Origin of the sequence: Allobacillus salarius, from assembly GCF_007559425.1 — a bacterium.
Lineage (GTDB): Bacteria > Bacillota > Bacilli > Bacillales > Alkalibacillaceae > Allobacillus > Allobacillus salarius.
The window spans coordinates 93288-117205 of record NZ_VMHE01000001.1; the positions used below are offsets into that span (position 1 = coordinate 93288).

General features: G+C 37.4%; 27 protein-coding genes. 3 read left to right on the forward strand and 24 right to left on the reverse strand.

The features are described from left to right. Positions 1–116 precede the first annotated feature (116 nt). The 5 genes from FPQ13_RS00515 to FPQ13_RS00535 all read right to left on the reverse strand — a co-directional run bounded on the left by FPQ13_RS00515 (position 117) and on the right by FPQ13_RS00535 (position 4346). Positions 117–752 (reverse strand): CBS domain-containing protein, encoded by a 636-nt coding sequence (locus FPQ13_RS00515; protein WP_186279496.1) that lies wholly within the window; start codon positions 750–752, stop codon positions 117–119. Positions 753–1001: 249 nt separating this feature from the next. Further along, positions 1002–1235 (reverse strand): hypothetical protein, encoded by a 234-nt coding sequence (locus FPQ13_RS00520; RefSeq protein WP_144087345.1) that lies wholly within the window; start codon positions 1233–1235, stop codon positions 1002–1004. 6 nt (positions 1236–1241) lie between these two features. Next, a complete protein-coding gene (locus FPQ13_RS00525; protein WP_144087346.1) occupies positions 1242–1826 on the reverse strand; it encodes a CPBP family intramembrane glutamic endopeptidase in 585 nt (194 codons plus the stop codon). A 4-nt stretch (positions 1827–1830) separates the two neighbouring features. Then, positions 1831–3300: a RecQ family ATP-dependent DNA helicase gene (locus FPQ13_RS00530; protein ID WP_144087347.1), complete on the reverse strand. Its 1470-nt coding sequence runs from the start codon at positions 3298–3300 to the stop codon at positions 1831–1833. Positions 3301–3305: 5 nt separating this feature from the next. After that, the gene (locus FPQ13_RS00535) at positions 3306–4346 is read right to left on the reverse strand and encodes a YpbB family protein (protein ID WP_144087348.1); all 1041 of its coding nucleotides are present in this window, start codon (positions 4344–4346) and stop codon (positions 3306–3308) included. Positions 4347–4490: 144 nt separating this feature from the next. Between FPQ13_RS00535 and FPQ13_RS00540 the strand changes: the two genes are divergently transcribed. Both FPQ13_RS00540 and FPQ13_RS00545 read left to right on the forward strand, forming a co-directional pair. Next, positions 4491–4742, forward strand: coding sequence for a ferredoxin (locus FPQ13_RS00540; RefSeq protein ID WP_144087349.1), 252 nt, complete (start codon positions 4491–4493; stop codon positions 4740–4742). Positions 4743–4819: 77 nt separating this feature from the next. Further along, positions 4820–5308: an inorganic diphosphatase gene (locus FPQ13_RS00545; RefSeq protein ID WP_144087350.1), complete on the forward strand. Its 489-nt coding sequence runs from the start codon at positions 4820–4822 to the stop codon at positions 5306–5308. 53 nt (positions 5309–5361) lie between these two features. On the opposite strand, the gene FPQ13_RS00550 is transcribed toward FPQ13_RS00545, so the two are convergent. From FPQ13_RS00550 to FPQ13_RS00620, 15 genes are all read right to left on the reverse strand, one after another. After that, positions 5362–5928, reverse strand: coding sequence for a DUF4256 domain-containing protein (locus FPQ13_RS00550; RefSeq protein WP_144087351.1), 567 nt, complete (start codon positions 5926–5928; stop codon positions 5362–5364). Between the two features lie 52 nt (positions 5929–5980). After that, positions 5981–7207 carry a hypothetical protein gene (locus FPQ13_RS00555; protein ID WP_144087352.1) on the reverse strand — a complete coding sequence of 409 codons (1227 nt, stop codon included), beginning with the start codon at positions 7205–7207 and terminating at the stop codon, positions 5981–5983. Then, positions 7204–7734, reverse strand: coding sequence for an RNA polymerase sigma factor SigX (sigX, locus tag FPQ13_RS00560; RefSeq protein WP_144087353.1), 531 nt, complete (start codon positions 7732–7734; stop codon positions 7204–7206). Before sigX ends, FPQ13_RS00555 begins: the two co-directional genes overlap by 4 nt. 146 nt (positions 7735–7880) lie before the next feature. Further along, a complete protein-coding gene (locus tag FPQ13_RS00565) occupies positions 7881–9656 on the reverse strand; it encodes an ATP-binding protein (RefSeq protein WP_186279497.1) in 1776 nt (591 codons plus the stop codon). Continuing rightward, positions 9656–10372, reverse strand: a complete 717-nt coding sequence (locus tag FPQ13_RS00570) for a response regulator transcription factor (RefSeq protein WP_144087355.1) — start codon at positions 10370–10372, stop codon at positions 9656–9658. The genes FPQ13_RS00565 and FPQ13_RS00570 overlap by 1 nt, the downstream gene beginning before the upstream one ends. Before the next feature lie 28 nt (positions 10373–10400). Beyond that, positions 10401–11588 carry a c-type cytochrome biogenesis protein CcsB gene (gene ccsB, locus FPQ13_RS00575; protein ID WP_144087356.1) on the reverse strand — a complete coding sequence of 396 codons (1188 nt, stop codon included), beginning with the start codon at positions 11586–11588 and terminating at the stop codon, positions 10401–10403. 25 nt (positions 11589–11613) lie between these two features. Further along, positions 11614–13251 carry a cytochrome c biogenesis protein ResB gene (gene resB, locus FPQ13_RS00580; protein WP_144087357.1) on the reverse strand — a complete coding sequence of 546 codons (1638 nt, stop codon included), beginning with the start codon at positions 13249–13251 and terminating at the stop codon, positions 11614–11616. Positions 13252–13281: 30 nt separating this feature from the next. Beyond that, positions 13282–13821, reverse strand: a complete 540-nt coding sequence (gene resA, locus FPQ13_RS00585; RefSeq protein WP_144087358.1) for a thiol-disulfide oxidoreductase ResA — start codon at positions 13819–13821, stop codon at positions 13282–13284. Positions 13822–13889: 68 nt separating this feature from the next. Beyond that, the gene (locus tag FPQ13_RS00590; protein ID WP_144087359.1) at positions 13890–14639 is read right to left on the reverse strand and encodes a pseudouridine synthase; all 750 of its coding nucleotides are present in this window, start codon (positions 14637–14639) and stop codon (positions 13890–13892) included. 314 nt (positions 14640–14953) lie between these two features. Continuing rightward, entirely contained in the window at positions 14954–15478 is a 525-nt protein-coding gene (locus FPQ13_RS00595; protein WP_144087360.1) for a spore maturation protein, read from the reverse strand. Then, on the reverse strand, positions 15479–16066 hold the full coding sequence (locus FPQ13_RS00600) for a nucleoside recognition domain-containing protein (protein WP_144087361.1): 588 nt from the start codon (positions 16064–16066) through the stop codon (positions 15479–15481). It abuts the gene before it with no gap. Next, the gene (locus tag FPQ13_RS00605; protein WP_186279498.1) at positions 16060–16956 is read right to left on the reverse strand and encodes a D-alanyl-D-alanine carboxypeptidase family protein; all 897 of its coding nucleotides are present in this window, start codon (positions 16954–16956) and stop codon (positions 16060–16062) included. Before FPQ13_RS00605 ends, FPQ13_RS00600 begins: the two co-directional genes overlap by 7 nt. Before the next feature lie 246 nt (positions 16957–17202). Next, the gene (locus tag FPQ13_RS00610; protein ID WP_144087363.1) at positions 17203–17670 is read right to left on the reverse strand and encodes a DUF3907 family protein; all 468 of its coding nucleotides are present in this window, start codon (positions 17668–17670) and stop codon (positions 17203–17205) included. Between the two features lie 24 nt (positions 17671–17694). Then, complete coding sequence (gene scpB, locus FPQ13_RS00615) at positions 17695–18285, reverse strand: SMC-Scp complex subunit ScpB (protein ID WP_144087364.1); 591 nt, start codon at positions 18283–18285, stop codon at positions 17695–17697. After that, positions 18286–19026, reverse strand: a complete 741-nt coding sequence (locus FPQ13_RS00620; protein ID WP_281281161.1) for a segregation/condensation protein A — start codon at positions 19024–19026, stop codon at positions 18286–18288. 88 nt (positions 19027–19114) lie between these two features. Here FPQ13_RS00620 and FPQ13_RS00625 point away from each other — a divergent pair, with 88 nt between their 5' ends. Beyond that, positions 19115–19591: a DUF309 domain-containing protein gene (locus tag FPQ13_RS00625; RefSeq protein ID WP_144087366.1), complete on the forward strand. Its 477-nt coding sequence runs from the start codon at positions 19115–19117 to the stop codon at positions 19589–19591. Between the two features lie 423 nt (positions 19592–20014). Here FPQ13_RS00625 and FPQ13_RS00630 read toward each other — a convergent pair whose 3' ends face one another. The 4 genes from FPQ13_RS00630 to FPQ13_RS00645 form a co-directional block, all read right to left on the reverse strand. Beyond that, a complete protein-coding gene (locus tag FPQ13_RS00630) occupies positions 20015–20359 on the reverse strand; it encodes a GNAT family N-acetyltransferase (RefSeq protein WP_144087367.1) in 345 nt (114 codons plus the stop codon). A 155-nt stretch (positions 20360–20514) separates the two neighbouring features. Then, positions 20515–20946: a peptidylprolyl isomerase gene (locus FPQ13_RS00635; protein ID WP_144087368.1), complete on the reverse strand. Its 432-nt coding sequence runs from the start codon at positions 20944–20946 to the stop codon at positions 20515–20517. Between the two features lie 20 nt (positions 20947–20966). Continuing rightward, positions 20967–22244 (reverse strand): diaminopimelate decarboxylase, encoded by a 1278-nt coding sequence (lysA, locus tag FPQ13_RS00640; RefSeq protein ID WP_144087369.1) that lies wholly within the window; start codon positions 22242–22244, stop codon positions 20967–20969. A gap of 182 nt (positions 22245–22426) precedes the next feature. Continuing rightward, entirely contained in the window at positions 22427–23914 is a 1488-nt protein-coding gene (locus FPQ13_RS00645) for a spore germination protein (protein WP_144087370.1), read from the reverse strand. Positions 23915–23918: the final 4 nt, after the last annotated feature.

Consider the following 23918-nt stretch of genomic DNA (forward strand, 5'->3'; position numbering starts at 1 on the left):
GGTCAAAATCAAAAAGTCTTAATTCTCCATTTTAAAGCATCCAGCTACTGTTAAAAAGAGTTAACCCGAATTTATGTATAAAACTGACCCCAGTCTTACAACTGGAGTCACTCTCATTAAAGCTCTTTCACGTCCAATATTCTAAAGCCATTCTTTTCGAGTTCGTCGATAAACTTTTGACTGTTTTCTTGTGTATCAATTTTAAGGACAATCCTTCTTGCTAATTTACCTGTTTCATCGAAGGTAGTCAATGAAATTACATTTACTTGGTGAGAACGAATCACATTTGTCAATCTATATAATACGCCTTCTTGCTCAGTTGTTGAGAACGTTATCCGTGTGCCTCGTTTCTTCATACCAAAAACACTTTCGAATTGTTCGATCACATCGTATCTCGTGACGATACCTAAAAATGTTTTGTCATGATCGATCACTGCAATAATCGGCGCACCTTTTAACGTGGTGAAGGCACTCTCAAACACCTCATCTTTATACACATAGATGTTTTTATTACTTAATACTTCGTTAACACGATGATTTTCTAGAAATAATTGTTTATTCTCTTCAACGACCTCAAAATAGTATTCATAAATGCGTTGCTTCGTAATCATACCTTTATATTTCCCTTGTTCGACGACAGGCATTCCTTCAATATCATATTTATCGAATGTATCCAATACTTCTTGCAGAGATTCTTCGCCTTCTGCAAAATGACATTCACTCTTCGGCATCATCACACTACGAACAAACACAAACATTCCCCCTTTTTCGACTATTATGATAGTATTCAACAACCAATCAAAAGAGTCCTGCTTTCTATTCAATTACTTCAATAAAAAAGTCATGAATTTTTGTCCTTCCGGCTAAGTTATAATAGATGAATTTCGTTTATTGAACATTAGTGATTAGGCAGTTTTTGAGGGCTGGTTCCATAGAGTATTACTCTTCTCGATTCTGTCTATTATATTGAACACACTTTTAATATTATGATATTGAATCATTTATAAATATAAGAAAGGAATTGATAAAATCAACAAGATAAAGACAATAGCCATTACATTAAGAAACAAGTGTGAGAAGAAAAACTCATTTTCTTTAAGCTCTTTTTGTTCCCTACGGTTTCTACGTGTGTTGCGTTCACGACGACTCGGTATTGCTACTTCGTCCATGACTTCATTTTTTTGTGTTGTGAGGATTTGCTTGTCTAATTCATCCGGCATTTTTAAATCTTGCATATCCAATCACCTCATTCGATATCGATAGTATAAACCTAACAAAAAGTCGATCCAAATATGTGCTGCTATTGGCACCAATAAGTTGCCGGTTATCTCGTACATATAGCCAATTAGGAAGGACAAAAGGATGACAGAAACCAATAAAACAGGTTTACTTAAGTATCTAACGTGGACGAGAGCGAAAATAGTACTTGCTACTATATACCCAAATTCAGTATGAATAACGCCACGAAAAAGAAATTCTTCCGAAACACCAATGACAATCGCCAACAAAAATATTTGCCAAGCACTTAGTGAACGAAATATTTTTTCATTAACCCCGCCGTCATCCCAGTGTCTTTTTGGAACGAACCGAATAAGAATCAAATCAATAAACACAACAATCGTGCCTGGAATAAGACCATAAATAAAGATTTCCAACCAATTAAACTGAAATAGTGCAACTATTTCTTCCCAAGAAAATAGATAAAAAGTAGCAATCACAGCTAAAAATAAAAAAATTAATTGAGATGCAATGACATTTAAAACGAGTTCCTTATCAGATACTTCTTGAATTAATTCAGCTTGCGTCTTTCTTTTCTTTCTTCCCATTCACTCACCCTTTCATTAATAATTCACCAAGTAATGCTTCCCAATTATCTCTAAGAGGTTTATTTTTCTTTTGGTAGGTTTCTGGTGTATTTCGCCACTCCTCCAGACGAAAATCACAGCAATCACAACATTCATACTTAGCATTAGAGACATCCGGCTGAAAGTGAGAGAACAATCCGACACGTCGGCACGTATCTGCTTTGATCCAGTCGACTAATTTGAATATACTCTGCTGTTTAATTCGCTCTCGGTCATTTCTGTATTGAATAATTCTCTTTGCTTGCTCGCTTTTTTGAGTTTTTTGGTGCTGTTCTTTTTGCAGTTCCAAAAACCTCATTTTTGTTTCATTCAAATAATCTTCCGGCTGTCCGTTCATATTCTCATTAAGAAATAAGTTCACTTCATCTTCTGTAGGTAGTTCGGTCTGAATGAGTTGAAAAGGCAGGTATTCGTCTCCTGGAGCATACAATAATATCGAAACACTTTGTTTGCCATCTCGTCCTGCTCTTCCAACTTCTTGAATAAACGATTCGATTGTTGAAGGCATGTGATAATGAATAACTAGACGTATGTTAGATTTATTAACGCCCATACCAAACGCACTTGTACAGCAAATGATATCCAGCTGATTATTCATAAATTGCTGCTGGATTAATAACCGTTCGTCCTGCTCCATTCCACCATGATAATACGCTACTTCGCGCTCAGGAAATTTGCTTTGCAACAATCTATATACAGCTTCGCTAACCTTTCGTGATGAAAAATAGATCATCGTTGGTATATTCTTTTGTTCAATTAAATCAATTAATCGCTCGTCTTTATTGTTTGGCGTCACTTCATCGACTGAAAACGTTATATTCGGACGGTCAATTGGATAGACAAGTTCCGTCATAGGAAGTTTTAATTGCTTGATAATATCTTGACGAATCGAAGGTGTCGCCGTGGCGCTTAATGCTAGTACAGTTGGATTGTTCAATTTTTTAACGACATCTCTAAGTCGTAAAAAGTCTGGTCGAAACTCGTGTCCCCATTGGCTAATACAATGTGCTTCATCAATGACAAAGAAATCTATCGTTTTGTTTGATAAAGCAAGTTGTACTCGTTCTTGTTGAAGCATTTCAGGTGAACAGTAAAGTAATTTATAAGTGTCCAATCGATTAATGACAGCCGATTTTTGTTTCGCGTTCATCATACTATTTAAGCTCGCCACTCGCTTAATCCCTTGTGCCTTCAATAATTTGACTTGATCGACCATCAACGAAATTAACGGCGACACAACAACAGTCATACCTTCACCGATTAAGGCCGGAAGCTGATAACAAATGGATTTACCACTGCCTGTTGGTAATGTGGCCAATGTGTGATTTCCACTCCGAATCGATTCTATGATTTCTCGTTGGCCAGCGCGAAATTGCTTGAAGCCAAATAGACTGATTAACGATTGGTCAATGTCATTAGATATCGCTGAGTTCATCTGTATTACTCCTTATCATCATTCATGTTGGCAATAGCCAAGCGGATGTGAAAATAGTCGATTTCTTCTCTGAGCTGTTCTTTTATCGGTTTTAATTTTCTAGTCGATGTATTTTGTATGGCTTCCTGAATTTCGTTTAAATCTTGTTCGGAAATGAATGAATAGATGTTGAAGACCTTTTTATGTGTAGCAATTTCTACAAAGTGATCTTGTATTGTACTGATTTTCAACTGACGAATTGAAGCAATTTCTTCAAGCGTATGTCCAGCCTGATAAAAATTAAACGTTTCTTGCGCTGAAACGGTTAAACGGTTCGTTTTTTTCAAAATCAACCTTGTGAGTAATGTATACTTTTCAGGTTGTTCTGAGATTGTGTCAAGAATGTTATGGATGGCAGCAACTGTCTGAAGATGTAAATCTTCTTTGTTACGATTCTCTTCAACAGCGATTTGTTGTTCACTCATGCCAACACGTGCATATCCAGAACACTGCTTAAGCAAAACAGTAGCAAGATGTTCATCAATCGTTGATAAAACGGTATGTAATTCACCATATAGTTGTTCAGCAATCTTGTCGAACTGCATGGAGTAATCTCGCAACACTTCTCTCACTCTCGATTGAATATATGATTGATCTACGATTGGAATAAATTTGTTTTCTCCGTGAATGAGCATTGAAACCGTTTGAATTAACAGGATTAAACCTTGCTTGAACTCGCGGTCAATTTGATGATACTTATGACCTTTAATCTGATAATAGCTTTGAAAGCTCCTACCTCTCAAGATTTGGTTACCCTGTTTTGTCACTATTGCTTGGTCATTTTCCACTCGAACAAGTCGTTTCTCTGTCAATTCCCTTACATAGACATCAAAAGTGGATTTTTTCAATTTTCGATCGATACCATAAAAATTTTCGATTTGAAAAAGGTATGCATCTTGCAATGTTTGCGCTGATTTTTTACCCTTCAACAAGTGAAATACTGCATTGACTGATCGTTCATGTTCCAGTTTTTTGAATAAAAATAATAACAATTCTCGATAATGCATGGCGATCTCCCTACAATCAGTACTCTTTAATAAAGTACTCGAAATATATCGAACGTTGTCTCTCCCTTTATTATAACAATTTATTGAATTAAATGGCGGCAAAAATTACAATGAAAGAATGAAACATTTTTTCGGAGGATGAATATGGCCAACTACACAATCGTCGACCAAGATACGTGCATCGCTTGTGGTGCATGTGGAGCAACGGCACCCGACGTATTCGATTATAATGATGACGGAGTCGCCTTCTCGCTACTAGACGACAATAAAGGAAATAAACAAATTCCCGACGAATGGCTGGAAGACGTTGAAGACGCGTTTGAAGGATGTCCAACCGAATCGATTCGATTGGCGGAAGCCCCATTCGAAGGAGATCCAAATAAGTTTGGAGATTGACCTTGGCTTTATATAGCCTATTAATACAAATATTGTTATAATAAATAGGACTTTGTAGATTTAAGGAGGAAGAAAACATGGCAGAAACCAAAATTGTTGAAGTCTTTGTTGAGATTCCAACAGGAAGCCAAAACAAGTATGAATACGATCAAGAAAAAGGTGTATTCAAATTAGATCGCGTATTATTCTCACCACAATTTTATCCAGCTGAGTATGGATATATTGATGAAACATTAGCTTTAGATGATGATCCATTAGATGCATTAGTGCTAGTTACAAACCCTACATTCCCTGGTTGTGTCATTGACGCTCGAGTGATCGGGTTCTTAAACATGGTTGATGATGGTGAAGAAGATCAAAAACTACTAACTGTTCCTGTAGAAGACCCACGTTTTAAAGATGTTTATTCACTCGAAGATGTACCACAACATGTCCTTGATGAAATCTCTCATTTCTTTAAAACATATAAAGATCTACAAGGCAAGAAAACAGAAATCGGTGACTGGGAAGGCCCTGAAGCGGCAGCTAAATTAGTTGATGAGTGCACTGCGCGTTACCAAAAATAATAACATGAAAAAGAGCAGCCTTCTCGGCCGCTCTTTTTTCCATTTTGTATGGTTTAAACTCGAAGTAAACCACGAAATCCTCGCACTCCATAATAAGAGTCTGCGCCATTATGATAGATGAAAACTTGTCCGTATCGATAATCTCCAAACAGAGCCCCACCGAGGTTTCTGACAGTACCGGGTGTTTGAATCCAACTTGACGATTTTGTATCAAATGGTTCAAGTTTTTGTAACTCACGATATTGTTCTTCGGTAAGCATTTCAATACCCATATCATTGGCCATATCAATTGCATTATTTTCTGGTTTATACTTCTTCCTTGCTTCTAATGCTTCTCGATCATAGCACACTTTTCTCCGGCCTTTAGGACTTTCCTTTGAGCAATCACAAAAAATATATTCGCCTGTTACTTCATCATAAGCAATAACGTCTGGCTCTCCATCTGTCGACTCCATTTCATTGAGTGACCATAATTTCTCACGATTGTTTTTTAATCTAGTTTCAACGTCATTCCAATCCAAGTTTTCATGACGATGGCTATTTTTTTCAAAACGCTCTTTTAAAGTGTTAAGAAGTTCATGCTGTTTCTCTTCTGACAACTCTTTTTGATTCTTTTTCATAACAGTTCAAAACCCCTTTTTTCTAAATCCAATAATTTAACGCAAATACAAATTAATCGTGCGGATTAACATACGCTGGGGCTTGAATTGGTTCACCAATTGGATATTGACCAATTTGCTCAAAACCGTCCATCGAAAAAACCACTTCATTAAAGCCGAAACTTTCTGCTGTTAACAGAATTGTTTCAACTGCAATGATACGACCTTGTTCGGTTTCATCATCTACATTTTCAATTGTAAGATATAATCGATCTTCTGTCTGATTGTCAACTTGAATTTTCCACTCACTTGGTATGGACGACATTGCCTCAGTATATTCATCCTCTTGTTTCATTCGTTGAAATGCGTCTTCAATGGATATAGATTCTGTAGATTCACCAGAAAAGTCAGGAGACTGTACATAATACGGTTCATCTATTTCAGTTAAATGAATGATTTTAAATGGTTGTTTATCTGTTGATTCCACTTCAAGTGGTTGGTCGATTTCTCCTATATGTGGAAGTGAAACGTTTTCTCCATTGGTATTCACCAATTTGATAGTATCCTCATTTAGCTCCGCAAAGTAAGCATTAATCGTTTGTAAAAGAAAATTCTCTATCGTTGAACCGCCAGGATATTCTTTTTGAAAACGATCCACATCAATTTGAATAACTGGCATTCCGCTAGAATCAATCTCTTTAAAAGAAAGATATTCATAAAGCTCATCGTTTATTGGGAAATCGTCCGGAATCACATCTTGAGCGTAATTAAAAGCTTCATATGGGTCAGCTACTTGCTGCTCAAAGGTAATAGGTATAAGTAATTGCAGTTGTTCATCCGGGAAGAAATACGTAACTAAATTTTCATTTGTTTCATCATTAGCATGAACTACACGTGTGAATGATGCATCTGTACTTTCTTCCACAAAATCTTCCTGATTAATTTCAGCACTTTCCATTGATTCCTCTTCTTGTTGTTCAACCGAACTTTCAGCTTGCTCATCATTCGCATACTGTTTCATATCTGTATTTGAATTGAATTCACTTAGCTCAACATCTGACCCCTCATCAAAAGTAGGTGCACCAACAGGGAGATATTTCGCAGACAATAACATAACCAAAAACAAAGCCGCAACACTAGCTAATACCGGGTATAACTTTGTTTTCTTTTTACTTCGTCTTTTAGTTTTAGTCAGTTCTTCATCAATATTTTTATAATAATATTCACTTGATTGCTCATCTTTTATATCAGGCATATGGCCAAGCAATTTTTCTATTTCTTTTTCATCAAATTTACTCATCCGCTATGCCCTCCTTCTACTTCATTCATTCTTCTCGTCAAGAACTTAATGGCACGATGTTGGGTGGTTTTTACTTTACTAACTGTCCAATTTAAGACTTCTGCAGTTTCTTGAATCGATAACTCCTGTATGTAACGTAAAATCACAACAACACGCTGATCTTCCGTACAATCATCAAGACAACGATAGAGTAACTGAATTTGTTCATTTTTTTCAGCGATTTCATCCGGTAAAGGCTGGACATCGCTTAGCTGGTCATTATTTTCATGCCAATCATAATAGTCAGCTGATTGTTTTTTACGTCGTTCTTCTTTGCGAAAAAAATCAATGGTAACATGACGTGCAATTGAAAACATCCAAGTCTTCGGACTGCTCTCACCTTTAAATGTTTCATAAGATTTGAATACTTTGATATACACTTCTTGAACTAAATCTTCAGCTGTAGAACGGTTTTTCACCATATAATAAATAAATTGATATAAATCTTGATGATAACGGTCGTAGAGGTCCTGAAAGATGGATTTCATGCTCGCCCTCCATTCATATTATTTGTCGGGTAAAGATAAAAATAGTTACAACTTTAATCATTTTACCACAAAATAAATAGTCGGTTTCTTCATATATACACAATAAAACAGCCTTAGAGAATAAAAATATTCTCAGGCTGTTTTCATCATGAATAATCTTTATGTGGGTTTTTTGGTAGAGTAATTGTAAATTTAGTACCTTCATTTACATGACTTTGAACAGAAATCCGACCTTTATGTGCTTCTACGATATGTTTAGCAATCGAAAGTCCAAGACCAGTTCCTTTGACTTCTTTTTTCCTTGTCCGAGCTTTGTCACTTTTGTAAAATCGTTCAAATATAAATGGTACGTCTTCTTCAGGAATTCCAGATCCTTCATCTTTTACATAAATGACGAATTCATTTATTAGTTCATCGAGTGTAATTGTTATCGAATCACCGCTCGTTGAATGGCGAATGGCATTATCAATCAAGTTCGTTAATACTTGTTCCATTCGATCGGGATCTAAAAACACTAATTCTGTTTGATTATTTAAAGAAACATCAACATGAATGTTTTGATCATCGGCAACCGTTCGGAACTTTTTCGCTACTCGATTGATGAAGCCGCTAATATCGACTTTTTCAATATTTAATTGAATGTGTCCAGCTTCCATGCGAGCTAGGTCTAGTAATTCGTTAACTAAACGACTCATCCGGAGTGATTCATCATAAATAATTTGGGCCAGCTCACGTTTTTCTTCATTGGAAGCAGCGATGTCATCCACAATTGCTTCTGAATAGCCTTGCATTAAAGAAATCGGCGTTCGAAGTTCATGTGAGACGTTAGCTAGAAAGTCTTTACGAAGTTTATCCGTTTGCCGTTCTTCTGTCATATCTCTTAATATCGCTACAACCCCTCTAATGACTCCGTTCGTGTATAATGGCGTCAGAAGTAAAACGTAGGTTCTGCCTTGGACAGAGATTTCGGAAATGCTCTCTTGCTCTTTATTTAGAACATCTTCAAAATATCCCTTCAACTCGGATGGCAATTTATTCATCGTATCATCGAATTGATAGCCTAATTGTTCCAAAACGGATTTTGCTGGTGGATTCATTACCATAATTTCACACTTTTTATTAATGGTGATGACACCGTCAGCCATTGATTTCAATATACTTGATAAATGAGATTTTTCCTGGTTCAACGCAGATATGTGATCATTTAATTGTCGGCGCATTCGATTAAATGAGATAGCTAACTCACCAATCTCATCATGCGTTAACACAGGTACCTTTGTATAAAATTCACCGCGAGAGAGTTCTCCTGCTGCTTTTCTCATTTTTATTAACGGTGCAGTAATTCTAGTTGATAAGAAAAAGGCAAAAATTGTCGTCAAAATGATTGAAATTGATGCAGCGATTAAAATAATTCGAGTTGTTTTCGTAGTCGTTTCTTCAATCGCTTCAAGTGATTGATAAGCATAAATGGCACCCGTACTTCCCTCTAATTCAAAAGGAATTCCAACGACAACTATTTTTGCTTCTGAGTTGGATAAAGGTTCTATCTTCATGACTTCTTCTTTATTTGTTATTGTTTGGTTTAAATCTGTATTTGTTAAAAACCAAGTTGGATCTACCTCAGGTAATGGGTTTGTCTCAGAATTGTCATTCATCCAATACTCATGTTCACTATAAAAAATAGTTACACGAGTCGTCGGAGCGGTAACTTCATTGATTGTTTCAATCTCTAAACCATCATTACCGTGACTTTCAATAAGTGTTGCTACACTTTCAGCTTGGTTCAGCAAATTTTTTTCTGCTTCTTCAACGTAGTAATTCTCAAAGAATTCTAGTAGAAGTACAGTCAAGATGAATAGAACAAAGGCCACCATTAAAATAATGGTGAACCATAATTTGAATACTACACTACGCCAAAACATTATAAGTCTTTAACCTCGAACTTATATCCGACTCCCCAAACTGTTACAATCATCTTGGCAGCTTCTTCTGATACACGATTTAATTTCTCGCGTAGGCGTTTGACATGGGTATCTACTGTTCGTAGATCACCGAAGAACTCATATTCCCAAACTTCTTTTAACAACTCTTCGCGGTCAAATACTTTATCCGGTGTTTTAGCTAAATAATAAAGCAGCTCATATTCTTTCGGTGTTAAGTTAACTTCAGTGTCTTCTACCATCACTCGATGGGCATCTTTATCAATGCTCAAATGTGGAAACACTAGAACATCGTTTGTCTCAGGTGAAGTTTCCAAATACTTCGTAGCAGAAGAACGTCTTAATAGAGCTTTCACACGAAGAACGACTTCTCTAGGACTGAATGGTTTTACGATATAATCGTCTGCACCAACCTCAAAACCTTGCACACGATTACCTTCTTCCCCTTTAGCCGTCAACATAATTACTGGAGTAGCTTTTCGCTCACGAAGCTTTTCACATACCTCTTCACCGCTCATACCTGGTAGCATCAAATCCAGTAAAATTAAATCATAATCGTTATCTAATGCCATTTGGAGAGCATCCTCTCCATTTTCTACTTCTTCCAGCGTATAACCTTCACGAGATAAATAAAGGTTTAGAAGACGACGGATTCGCTCTTCGTCTTCTACAATTAAAATTTTACCTTCTTCTGACATCACGCATTACTCCTTCTTCATCAATATATTAAGCATAAGAATGTAAGCCGGAAATGACCAAGTTGACCACGATCAAGTTAAACATGATGATGGCAAATCCGATTACCGCTAGCCATGCAGACTTTTTACCATGCCATCCACGCGCGAGTCTTAGATGTAAGAAGGCTGCATAGAATAACCACGTAATAAGCGCCCAGACTTCTTTCGGGTCCCAGCCCCAAAAACGTCCCCAAGCCTCTTGGGCCCAGATTGCCGCAAAAATCAATCCACCTAATGTGAATAATGGGAAACCGATTGCTATGGCACGATAAAGAATGTCGTCTACAACGTCAGGATTTACTTTGCCAAATTTATTCTGCAAGTATGCGCCTATTCGTTTACGTGTCAATAATCGTAACAATCCATATAAAACGAGACCAGTCAATAATGACCAAATTAACGAGTTAAATTTACGAGCAGCTTCCGCTCCGTTTAGAAAGCTTGGCGCTTCTATACCAGTGTAAAAATGATCAGTTGTTGCCAGTTCTGAGTCAGTCGGACCAATTAACGCAGGCAATGTGTAAGAAATCTCGTTATAATCTCCATTCTCTGGTAAATTAAACACTGCTTCGTAATCGGCAGCACCGAATGAAAATGATAATACAACGAATGCTATAACTGAAACGACGAAGTACATAATCAGTTCTAAATAAGAAGTTTCTTTGCTACGTACCTCTTGGTTTACTTTCACAATCAAGTATAACAATCCAGCAACAAAGCTAATTGATAATATAGCTTGTGCCAATGCAACAGTCGTTACGTGAATGTATAACCAATTCGACTGTAACGAGTCAACTAATGGGGTGACTTCAGTTGGGAAGACGCTTCCGTATCCAATTAATACGATCGCAATCGGGAGTGCCACAATCCCCATGATCGAATAACGATAAATAAAATGAATTAATAAAAAGGCAAATATTAAACACATGCTGAAGAAATAGATGAATTCAAACATATTACTAACTGGAATATGTCCTGCTTCCATCCATCTGAAAATAAATGAAGCGACTTGTGCAATGAAACCAATGATGGTTAATATGATTCCAATTGTCGTCAGTTTTGATTTTTGTCGTTCATCTCTTTTCTTACCTAAGATTGCACCAAAGAATACTACTGCAATCAAATAGATAAAAAAGGAAATAGATAATAGACTACTACTTATTTCATAAAAATCCATGAGAGGACCTCCTCTATTGAGTCAATTACTTCAATTCACTTTGGTCTTTAAATTCATTAAACTCAGTTCCTTCAAAAATTTCGTCGAGTTCTTTCTTCATACCGAACCAGTTTTTGTTCGTATGTGAACCGACAAGATATTCATTTTCTGTCGGATGTATCCAAATTCTACGGTGATACCAATATAATCCCTGAACTACACCGATCATGAAAATAATTGCACCAATCAAAAAGAATGGTAAACTGTAATCTTTCTTAACGGTTAATCCAGACGCTGATCGTTTTTCAATATCCGTAACGGACATAGTTAGTGTGCTCTCGTCTGAAAGACTGATAATATCTTCCCCTAAATAAAAGAATCGGTCACCTTCTTCTTCTCCTTCATTCAGAACCGAGAAAATAATTCCGGGATTTCTCGGGAACTTTGAAAAAGATGAAGGACCTTTATCAGTGAACTCTAACTGTGGATAGTAATCATCCACTCTAACGATCATACCATTGTCTAATTCAATTTGATAAGGTGCTTCATCAGTATCGAAAGTGAATTTACCTAATTCTTGATCGTTTTCTCCATTAATTTTAAAAGAGATTTGATCGTACTCGCTGTCCATTTGGTTACCTGCTTGGTACAGTGAATATCCATCAAACTGAATTGGATGATTTACACGAATTTGTCCACGCTTGATTTCTTCAAGTTCAGGTTCTTCACCGATGACCGTTTCGCCTTTGACTTTGTAGATGATCGCATCGGTTTGAAAGTCTTTTGGAATAGGTCCATTCGCGTTCTTTAATGCTTCACGGAAGCGTATGTCTTCATCTTCCTCTGCATCAAAGAAATCATAACTGAAATTTTCATTTTTGATATAATACTCTTGATTTGTACCTGGAATAACCCGCGTTTCTCCCTCACGAACCCATACATAGTCATCCACGTGCATTACATCAAACATACGTAGAATCGCCGCAGTCAAGATAACGATTAAACCAATATGGTTGACATAGGGTCCCCACCGAGAAAAGCGGTTCTTCTCTGCAAATAGATGTCCGTCTTCTTCTTTAATCTTATATCTTTTTTTCTTCAATCTTTCTTTGATCGTCTGATAGTTTTCATCAGATAGTTTGTCCGTTGAACTGACAACCCTTTGACGTTTCACGAATGTTGGGTGACGTTTAATTTTTTGATTCTTTAATGCACGTCTTAACGGTATGTAGCGATCAAGACTACAAATAACAAGAGATATACCAATCATTGCTACTAAAATAATATACCACCAAGAATCATACATATTATGAAAACCTAGTTGATAAAAGATTTTTCCAGTCAGCCCGTATTCTGTCTCATAAAATTGAGAAGCTGGCAATGGTGAGTTTTTAAACGGCTCTTGTGGATAGATTGTTCCTAATGCTGAAAAAATTAGCGTAATTACGATGAGCCACACACCGACTTTAACAGATGAAAAAAACGCCCACGTTTTATCTATAAATGTACGTTTGTAAGTTTTTGAACGACGGGCACTACCGTCATAACGCATTTCAAGAACTCTTTGATCGTCATTTCCATCAAGGTGTTGGTTGCCTTTAATTGGCTTACCGCAAGCTTCACAAAGGACGGTACCTTCGTGATTAATATGTCCACATTCACATTTTATCGTGTTCACACTCATGTTTATCCCTCTTTAAGTCTACGTTTGATTTTAACTCGTTGGTAGAATTTCCTGTAGATACCCCTCTAATCGTTCCAATGTTAATGCGCCCTTAACGACTCGCTCAATGGTCCCATCTGGATTGACAAAAAATGACGTCGGTAACGGAACGATGTCATACGCTTCCATTACTGCTCCATTCTTGTCATGAACACTTGGAAAACTTAATCCTAGTTTATTATAGAAATTATTAATGACAAACTCATTTGAATCAACACTGATGGCAACAATTTCAATCCCTTTATCCTTATACTCTTGATAAAGTTCATCCATGTATGGCATCTCTTCTTTACACGGTTCGCAATAAGTTGCCCAGAAGTTCAACATAACACCTTTTCCTTCAAGGTCTTTTAATTCAATCGTCTCTCCCTCAGCGTCCAATCGTTTAAGCTTAAAATTTGGTGCTTCATCTCCCTCAGCTACAACAGGTCGTTCATTTGAGAAGTTAACATATAAAACACCAATTAAAGTTAGAACCAGGATCGATAATATAACCGTCCGAATGATCAACCTCTTTTTCTTTTTATGCACAGTATCTCACTCCTCTTGAGGGCCATTATATCACTAGAGTTGACGTCCCTTATTTCAACGTTTGAACATTATTTAACATTTTGATTTGAGAGGGCAATTAATTGCTTCACCTCATGTGGTGTAAGCTTTCTATACTCTCCAGTTGGCAGGTTACCCAAACTCAAGTTACCAAACCGTTCGCGTCTCAACTTTTCCACCCGGTAACCAAGCGCTTCAAACATTCTACGCACTTGTCGATTCTTACCTTGGTGGAGCGTGAGTTCGACAATACTCTTTCCTTCCTTGCTCTCTTTACCTTTTTTGACATTACTATTTAAAATTCTTGCTTTAACACATTTTAATCTTTCACCTTGGTCGACAATTCCTTTTTTTAGTTTTGTAAGTTCTTCTTTTTCAATGATTCCATTGATTTTTGCTACGTACACTTTGTCCATTTGATACTTAGGATGTATAAGCCGTTGAGTAAATTCACCGTCGTTCGTGAGTAGAATTAACCCTGATGTATCGTAATCAAGCCGGCCAACAGGAAAAAGACGCTCTTCAATCTCATCCGATAGCAAATCAGTCACTACTTTCCTGTCTTTATCATCCTTCACGGCAGATATGACTCCGCGAGGTTTATGAAGCATATAATAAACAGGTTCCTCTTTTTCAAGTTCTACTTGATCTACTTCTACCCGATCAGAGGAAGAAACCTTTGTACCTAATTCTGTCACTATTTTTCCATTCACTTTGACGCGACCTTCTAAAATGTAATTTTCAGCCTTACGTCGGGAAGTAACCCCACTTTTTGCAATCACTTTTTGTAGTCGTTCCATACCTATTTCACCTATTTTCTTCAATGTCTATGTGTATTTTAACATACGAGCATATTTACATACGACAAATAAGGGTTCATTGTCGAATAGTATCGAACCCTCTACATAAAAAACATTAAAAATATACGGAGACTTCTGCGGGAGGAAAAGCCTAGGTGAGACCCCGCAGTGCGTAGCACGAGGAGGCTCAACAGCTGCCTGAGAAAAGCGGAGTATATTTCCGAAGCGAGTTTTTTCCGCATTACTAAATTAGAATGTTCGTATCTGAGTCAACTTTAAAGATTTTATCCCAGCCACTTAAAAAAATATACGCATTAACTAAATAATATGTAACAAATAATTAGTGAAGCTGTAATCCCGATTAAATCAGCCAGTAACCCAACTTTCAACGCATCACCCATTTTTTTGATTTGGACAGCTCCAAAGTAAACAGTCAATACATACAATGTCGTATCCGTACTTCCTTGCATGGTAGAAGCTAATTTTCCTAAAAATGAATCTGGTCCTTCATTTTGGATAATATCTGTCGCAACACCGAGTGAAGCTGTGCCAGAAATTGGGCGAGTCAGCGCTAATGGAACGATATCAGGAGGAATATGAAAAACAGCCAATACGGGCTCTAGTAAATGAACAAATGCATCCAATGCTCCTGATGCTCGAAAGATCGTAATGGAAACGAGCATACCTAATAAGAAAGGAAGCAATGAAACAGCCATTGCGACTCCTTCCTTGCCACCTTCAACAAACGCTTCATAAGTAGGTACTTTTTTATATGTCCCATAAAGCAAAACCGATAAAATGAGGAGCGGAATAACCATGTTACTAAATTGAACAAGCATTTATAAGCTCCTTTGCCTTCGATAATAAAAGAATCGATCAATTAATAGTGCCCCTACAGTGGAAACCAATGTTGCCATAATGGTTGCTCCCACAATTTCAGTCGGTGCAATGGAATCATATTTCATTCGAATCGCAATCATAGTCGTCGGTATTAACGTCACACTAGAGGTATTCAGTGCTAAAAAAGTGATCATTGATCTTGAAGCATCCGTCCGGTTATTGTTCAACTTCTTCAATGATTGCATGGCTTTAATGCCAAATGGTGTAGCGGCATGGCCGAGACCAAAAATGTTTGAAGAAAAGTTCGATAAAATATAGCCCATGGCAGGGTGATCTGGTGGAATCTCAGGAAATAACCGCGTGAATAATGGGCGAAATAACTTTGCTAGCTTGTCCAGCAATCCCGCTTCTTCTGCAATTTGCATGAGACCTAACCAAAATACCAAAACACTGACGAGTGTGATCGTTAAGGCAACTGCTTCTTCTGCGCCAGTAAAAACAGCTTCATTGACTTCTTCCATTGTCCCATTGAATAAGGCATAAATAATTCCGATTGCTGCTAATCCGGCCCATATGATATTTACCATACGGACGCCCCCTGCAATTGACGGAACGTTTCGATATAAAGATCAAATAAATTAGATTGATTGGCTTCTGCTTGAATCGGCACATTTGGCTTCTTCGCTAATTCTTGAAAAGCATAATCATAAAGTTTTTTGTGGTCATTCCAATCATCTGAGGCATTAAGCGTTACTACGACAATTGCTTGATCTTCATATTCAGCTGTCGTAACGAGGGTTCGACCAGCTTTTTTTGTAAAGCCTGTTTTTCCTCCTGTACAGTATTCACCATAAGTGGTTAGTAGTTTGTTTTTATTGAACCAATAATAGTCTCCATTTTTCGGTAAGTGCTTTTCTGTTCCGAAGATTTTTTTGAATTGATCATTCTCGTTCATTGCATGCGCTGTAATCAATGCCATATCATAAGCGCTTGAATAATGATTTTCCTCTTCCAGGCCATGTGAATTTTTAAATGAACTGTTTTCCATACCGATCCAATCAGCTGTTTCATTCATCAGAAAAGCAAAGCCCTCTACACTTCCGCCCACATGCTCTGCAATCGCAGTAGCTGCATCGTTACCTGAACGAAGCATAAGCCCGTAGATTAAATCTTCAAGTGTATAGAGTTGATTCTCTTTCGTGTAAATGGATGAACCTTCCATCATGGATGCTTTTTTTGAAATACGCACTCGGTGGTCTAAATCACCATATTCTAAAGCGACAAAGGCAGTAACAATTTTAGTGATGCTTGCTATAGAGGATCTCTCATTCATCTGTTTTCCATAGAGGACCTCCATTGTATTCATATCAAGTACAACAGCCTTCTCTGCGGATATATCTGGAGCAGCGTCACTTCCATATGGATTGATAAACAATATCAGGAGAATCAATAAGGTAAAAATGGCTAGCTTTTTCATTGTTCGATTCCACATCCATTCATGCTTGTCTAGTTATTAAAAGATATGAACCACTTCTCACTGATATGAATCCATCATTGAAATAAGGTTAAGCAATAAAGAATGATGTGATGAATCTGAAAAATTGTTCGGTCTGTGCCTTAAAGTTGGAAATACTTCCACAATATAAAAAAACCGAACTAAAAATCATTGATTTCAGTTCGGGTTGATCACAGCCTATCCTTTTTTAGTCACGATTTAAGTGTACTAGGATATTTCTTGTGAAAAATATTCTAATTGGTTTCGTAAATCTAGGAATATTGGTTCAAGCTCTCGAGTTAGTTGAGTAATTTCCTCTCCAGGATTTTCTATAAAGTCAATGGCATCTTTATTTTGATAAGATGCTCGGCTGTCCTCAAACCACAAATCAACGGTGGGCGAAAAGAATGAATTTACACATTTCAGATTAATACCTCTTAATATTCGATCGATGTTCTTGGCATCAATTGTTTTACCGTTTGTAAATGGGTAAATCGCTCTCTTGCCTTCCGTAGAATAGGCTTCTAGAAGTCTGAATTGTTTAATGACTCGTTGGATATATTCTTCACTTAAGTCTTTATTGCTATTTGCCAAGTGATTAGCCGAATGGCGATTGTGAAAGTCTTCTAGAATCGATTCTATACGTCCAAGCTCTTCAAAAACTTTTTGCGCTTGAGACCTTCTTCCTGTACGCATTGGTTCGTAGGGACCCCCTTAATATTATTGAGCTGCTTTTTCATTCTCATCAGCCAGTTCAGTAAAAAATAAATCGGATTCCATTAATGTTTGATCTAAATCTTCTTCCGTAAGTGGTGGTAAGTCATCTAACGAAGTTAATCCGAAGAATGTCAAAAATTCTCTTGTCGTTTGATATAGAATCGGCCGTCCACTCGTATCTTTTCTTCCGGCTTCTTCTATTAAATATCGCGACATTAACGTTTGAACTGGCCCATCACACTTCACACCACGAATTTCTTCCATTTCAACTTTCGTGATTGGCTGTTTATAAGCTACAATCGCTAATGTTTCCAAAGATGCCTGAGATAATCTTGACGATACATTTGACTGTTGCATTTTTTCATAATAAACAGCGTGATCCGGTTTAGTCGTCAGATAATGGATGCCCCTTACTTCTAAAATAGATAAACCACGTTGTCCATGTTCATAATCATATTTTAATTCATTCAATAATAATGTAATAGCATCCTCATCTATTTCAAGAATATTCTTGATTTGTTTATTTGATAACCCTTCATCACCTGAAACAAACAATAAACCTTCCAGGACACCCTTCATTTCATTTAACTCCATTTATATTTCCCCCGTCAACTGGACCGTTATTGAGTCGAAATTATGGTTTTGGATACAGATGATTTTCATACCTTTCATCAACTCTAAGATAGCAAGAAAAGTCGCAACAACTTCCACTCTCTTCTGATAAGAAAAGAGCTCTTCAAATGTCCTTTTCCCACGATATTTCATTAACGTATTTAAAATTTCATCCATTCTTTTTTCAATCGAGATTTCTTGCCTCTGTACAGTTGTTTCCATCGGTTCCAGCAATTGTTTTCTGCGTAAAACCTTTTGAAAAGCTTGTGTCAGATCAACAATATCTAATTCATTACTTCTCTCAACCTTTGTCTCATTTTGATAAACGGAAAGGTCGGTTGCCGGTCGCATATGCGTGCGAAGTTGTTCTTGCTCTCTTTCTTTTAATTCAGTGGCAGCTTCCTTAAACTTACGATACTCGATCAGCTTTGCAATGAGTTCATCGCGTAAGTCCTCTTCATACTCGTCCTCCATTTCCACATCTTGCTTTGGTAAAAGCATCTGACTCTTGATGGCCAGTAGTGTTGCAGCCATGACTAAGTACTCGCTGGCAATGTCCAACTGAAGTTCTTGCATTGTACGTATGTAATTCATATACTGATCCGCAACATCTTTTAAAGGTACGTCGTATATATCGATTTCATATTGATTGACTAAATGTAATAATAAATCTAGTGGACCTTCAAAGGTATCGAATTTTACTTGATAGGTTTGATTGGACAAATGCATCACTCTTTCGATGGCCGAGAGTTTATATTGAAATCTTATCAAACTTTCGAGTGAAAAGGAATAACAATGAGGGAGATAACTTATGTATCCGAAACAATATCTTGAATATCTCTATGAATTCCATTATACAAGAGACTATTTTGAGTGTCATGAAGTGTTAGAAGATTTTTGGAAAAATGAGACGGAAATGAAGCGAAATTCGGTTTGGACAGGATTGATTCAATTAGCTGTTGGCTTGTATCATTATAGACGAGGAAACATAGTCGGGGCGAAAAAATTGATCGATAGTTGCTATGAGAAGTTATGGAAGCATCAAGGTGATTTAATTCAACTAGGATTATCTAACCAACGCCTAATTGATCTGATTTCTACGATCCAATATCAGATTCAAAATAACGTACCGTATAAAAGCGTTGACTTACCAATTGTTAATAAGAAATTGCAAGACAGGCTTTGTCGCTTGGCAATACAAAAAGATAATCAAGCGGAATACGCTTATCAGGTTTCGGATGAACGGATCGTCCATCGGCATTTAAAAGAATTTCGTGATGACATATAAAAATAAGGTGGTTTTTAACTTTATAAAAAAACTAATATAGTGTGGCGGAAATACCCGCTTCGGAAATATACTGCGCTTTTACCCACAGGGCATAAGGCGACATCTGCGATAAATCGCAGTGTCTTCTATATCGCGGGCAGCTGTTGAGCCTCCTCGTGCTTCGCACTGCGGGGTCTCACCTAGGTTTTGCTCCCGACGCCCAGGACGGGCTAGTGTCAACGTTGGCCACAGGACGTGGCCGCATTTAGTTGACCGCAGAAGTCTCCGTATATTTCCTACGCTAAATTAGATTGTTATTTCTGTTACTGATTTACTACACTAAGTTGTGGATTTAAATCAATATTAAAAATCATAAAAACCGACATGTCTATATAAAACAAACTGTCCAATCTACTCATTACAAAAGTAAATTGGACAGTTTATTTATTCTTCTTGGCAAGCTTCAAAAAATTCATTGGTGAATTCATTTCCGCAAACGTGGCGCTCGTCATATAGCTCTTTCACTGCTTGAACCATCTTTTTACCGATACCTTGGTTTCGATAAGACGGATTTACGCTAATGTGCTGAACGACAACTTTATCGTCTTCAAAGCAGACACCAATTGTTCCTAGTACTTCTTCTTCTTTCCACAAGTACAATTGCCAATCTTCGTTACTTTCGTACTCATTTATTGTTTCTTGTAGTTTCTTCACCTGTTTTTCTTCGGGCATAAAAGAAAGAAGTCCCATGGCAATTTTTTCAAAGCTCTTTTTAAACTTGATTAACATATTAACCCCTCTTTAACAAAAGGATTTTTACAATCCTTCAATCTTTGAGAATTTCATGGAAGATAATTCAATGTAAAATTCACAAAAAAAAGTTTGTCGAGTAGTAATAGTAACACCATTTTGTCCAAAAAATCAAGGTTCAATACGTTGGTGTTCTATTCTTCGATTGTCACCTTTTGCATGACGTCGCCAACTTTTACGCGGTCGACAACATCCATTCCATCTACAACTTTTCCAAATACAGTATGCACACCGTCAAGATGTGGTTGTGCTTCAAAACAAATAAAGAACTGGCTTCCACCAGTATCTTTACCGGCATGTGCCATCGATAAAGATCCTCTTTCATGCTTGTTCGGATTACCTTCTGTTTCACATTTAATTGTATATCCTGGTCCACCTGTACCATTACCATTTGGATCTCCGCCTTGAATGACGAATCCTGGAATCACTCGGTGAAATGTTAACCCATCATAAAAGTTTTTATTTGCTAGGCTGACAAAGTTTTCAACTGTTCCTGGAGCATCTTCTTCAAATAAATCAATCTTAATTTGTTCACCGTTTTCAAATTGAATCGTTGCTTTTTTCATTTTCTATTCCTCCAATTAGTTTATTCATAGCTTAAATCAAACCGGGTTAAGTCCGTGTACTTTTCACGTTTGACAACGAGCTGATCTTTTCCATTTTCAACAAATACAACCGCTGCTTTAGGAAAACGATTGTAATGACTTGCCATCGCGTACCCATAAGCGCCAGTCGAAAATACAGCTAAAAAGTCACCTGATTCGATTGCAGGGGTTTTTAAGTCCCAAATAAGCATATCACCAGACTCACAACATTTGCCAGCAATTGATACTTCTTCGATCAATGGATCATTTATTTTATTTGCGACAACCGCTTGGTACTTAGCTTGGTATAGTGCTGGCCGAATATTATCTGTCATGCCACCGTCTACGGATACATATTTTCGAACATTTTCAACTTCTTTCAATGATCCAATGGTATATAACGTAATGCCCGCATCACCAACAATAGACCTGCCTGGCTCAATCCAAATCTCAGGAATGGACAAACTTAATCTTTGCGCTTCAGCTTTGACACATTCTGTCAATGTGACGACATATTGATTCAAAGGTAATGGTTGATCGCTTTCCGTATACTTAATACCGAAACCACCACCTAAATTGACAACTTCAGCATCATATTGGTATTGATGTTTCCAATGAATGAGTAATTGGAAGAGTTTTTTAATGGCCATCTCAAAACCCGTTGTCTCAAATATTTGGGAACCGATGTGTGAATGAATCCCCAATACTCGAAATCGTGGTAGATTAAGTAAACGTTTCAGTGCCTTATCAGCTTGGTTGCTATTTAGATCAAACCCAAATTTGGAGTCTTCCTGACCAGTCAATATATAGTCATGTGTATGTGCTTCAATCCCTGGTGTGACTCGAAGCAACACTTGTACCGTTGTATCCAATTCCTCAACCAACGCCTCGAGCAAAGAGATTTCGTGAAAATTATCGACGACAATACAACCAATTCCACATTCGATTGCCATTCTCAGTTCATCTTCGCTTTTATTATTTCCATGCATATGAATTTTTTCAACAGGGAAACCGGCTTCCAGCGCTGTATGTAATTCACCTTGAGAAACGACATCCAAGCTTAACTTTTCTTGCTTAGCCACTTGAAGCATCGCGACTGAAGAGAAAGCTTTGCTTGCATAAGCGACCTGAAAAGGGATGCCAGATTCTTCAAAAGTCCGGACAAAAGCACGTGCATTCTCTCGTATCTTCTGAACATCATAAACAAACAAAGGTGTGCCATACTTTTCAATTAACTCAATCGAATCAATACCACCAATATGCAAATGATTACTACTCATTAATTATCTCACCTTTTCTCTCTGAAGCAAAGCTAATAGAAATAATTTATCATAAATGCGATACTCTTTTCAATTTTAAACGCAGTTTTCATGGCAGCAATCATAGAAGTCCAACCTTCTTAACCAGCAAAAATAAAGCGACCAAATGAATTACTGGTCGCTCTGATTTAATCAGATTTCAATTATTTTGTATTTTCGCCTTTAGGCATTCTTGTTGCTGATTGAGGGTGAACGATACTCGGGCGGAACCGTTGATGTGGAACTGTCATCCGGATGAATACATGCCAAAGTGCTCTTCCGTTGAATGGAATTAATGGCCAAAAATACGGTGTATTCATTGAGATGGTTCTTACTAAATGAAGCAAGTACAAAGTTACGCCGACCATAAATCCAGTTGCTCCCCAGATCGATACAGCGATGACCAACATAATTCTCGCCAATTTATTCGCAACACCAAGTTCATGACTTGGTGTGGAATACGTACCGATTGCGCTTATTGCTACATATAAAATAATCTCCGGACTAAATAAACCAACTGTAATTGCGATTTCGCCAATCAACACCGCAGCAATTAAACCCATAGCCGTCGATAAGGCGGTCGGTGTGTGAATGGCCGCTATCCTCATAAATTCCAGCCCGACATCTGCCAGTAAGACTTGCACAATGATCGGCAAATTTCCTTCTTCTTTCAATCCGATAAATGATAATTCAGGGGGTAAATATTCGGGTTGTGTCGCGAATAACACCCATAACGGCAATAAAAAGATTGACAATATAACACCGAAAAATCGAACCCAACGAATAAACGTTCCGACGGACGGAACTTGTCGACTCTCTTCCGCATGTTGAACATGGTGAAAGAATGTTGTTGGGGTAATCATCACACTCGGTGATGTGTCCACATAAATTAGGACATGACCTTCAAACAAGTGGGCTGAAGCGACATCAGGTCTTTCTGTATAGCGTACTAATGGAAACGGATTAATGCTTTGTGAAACGAGAAATTCTTCCAATGATTTATCGGACATCGCCATGCCATCTACATTAATTTTGTTAATCTCTTTTTTAATGACTTCAACTAAACCGGGATCTGCAATGTCTTTTAAATAAGCCACGGAGACATCTGTTTTTGACCGTTCTCCGACTCGCATAATTTCCATGCGTAGTCGCTCATCTCGTACCCTTCTTCTTGTTAAACCTGCATTCTCAATAATGTTTTCCGTAAAACCATCACGCGCACCTCGTACGACCTTTTCTGTATCCGGTTCTTCCGGCCCTCGACCCGGGTAATTCCTTACATCAACAACAAGTGCGAAAGGTTCCCCATCGATCGTCACTACCACTAGCCCTGCTAATAATTGATTAATGGCATCATCATAGGTTTTAAACTCTTCTACTTGATGGTTCATCAGTCGGTTTTTTATGATTTCGGCCAATTTCCGTTTTTCCGACTCAAAATCATTGATTTCTACCAGTTTCTTGATGATTTCAATCGTATATTCAGAATCGGTCAATCCATTCACAAAATAAAGATCCACATCATGCTCTAATACTGAAAGTGTGCGCCTTCCCACATCAAACGAGGTTCCAATACCTAATAGGTCTCCAAATACTTTACGACTCTTCTTAATCGAAGCATCAATTGTTTTACCTTTAACATCTTGAGCCATATAA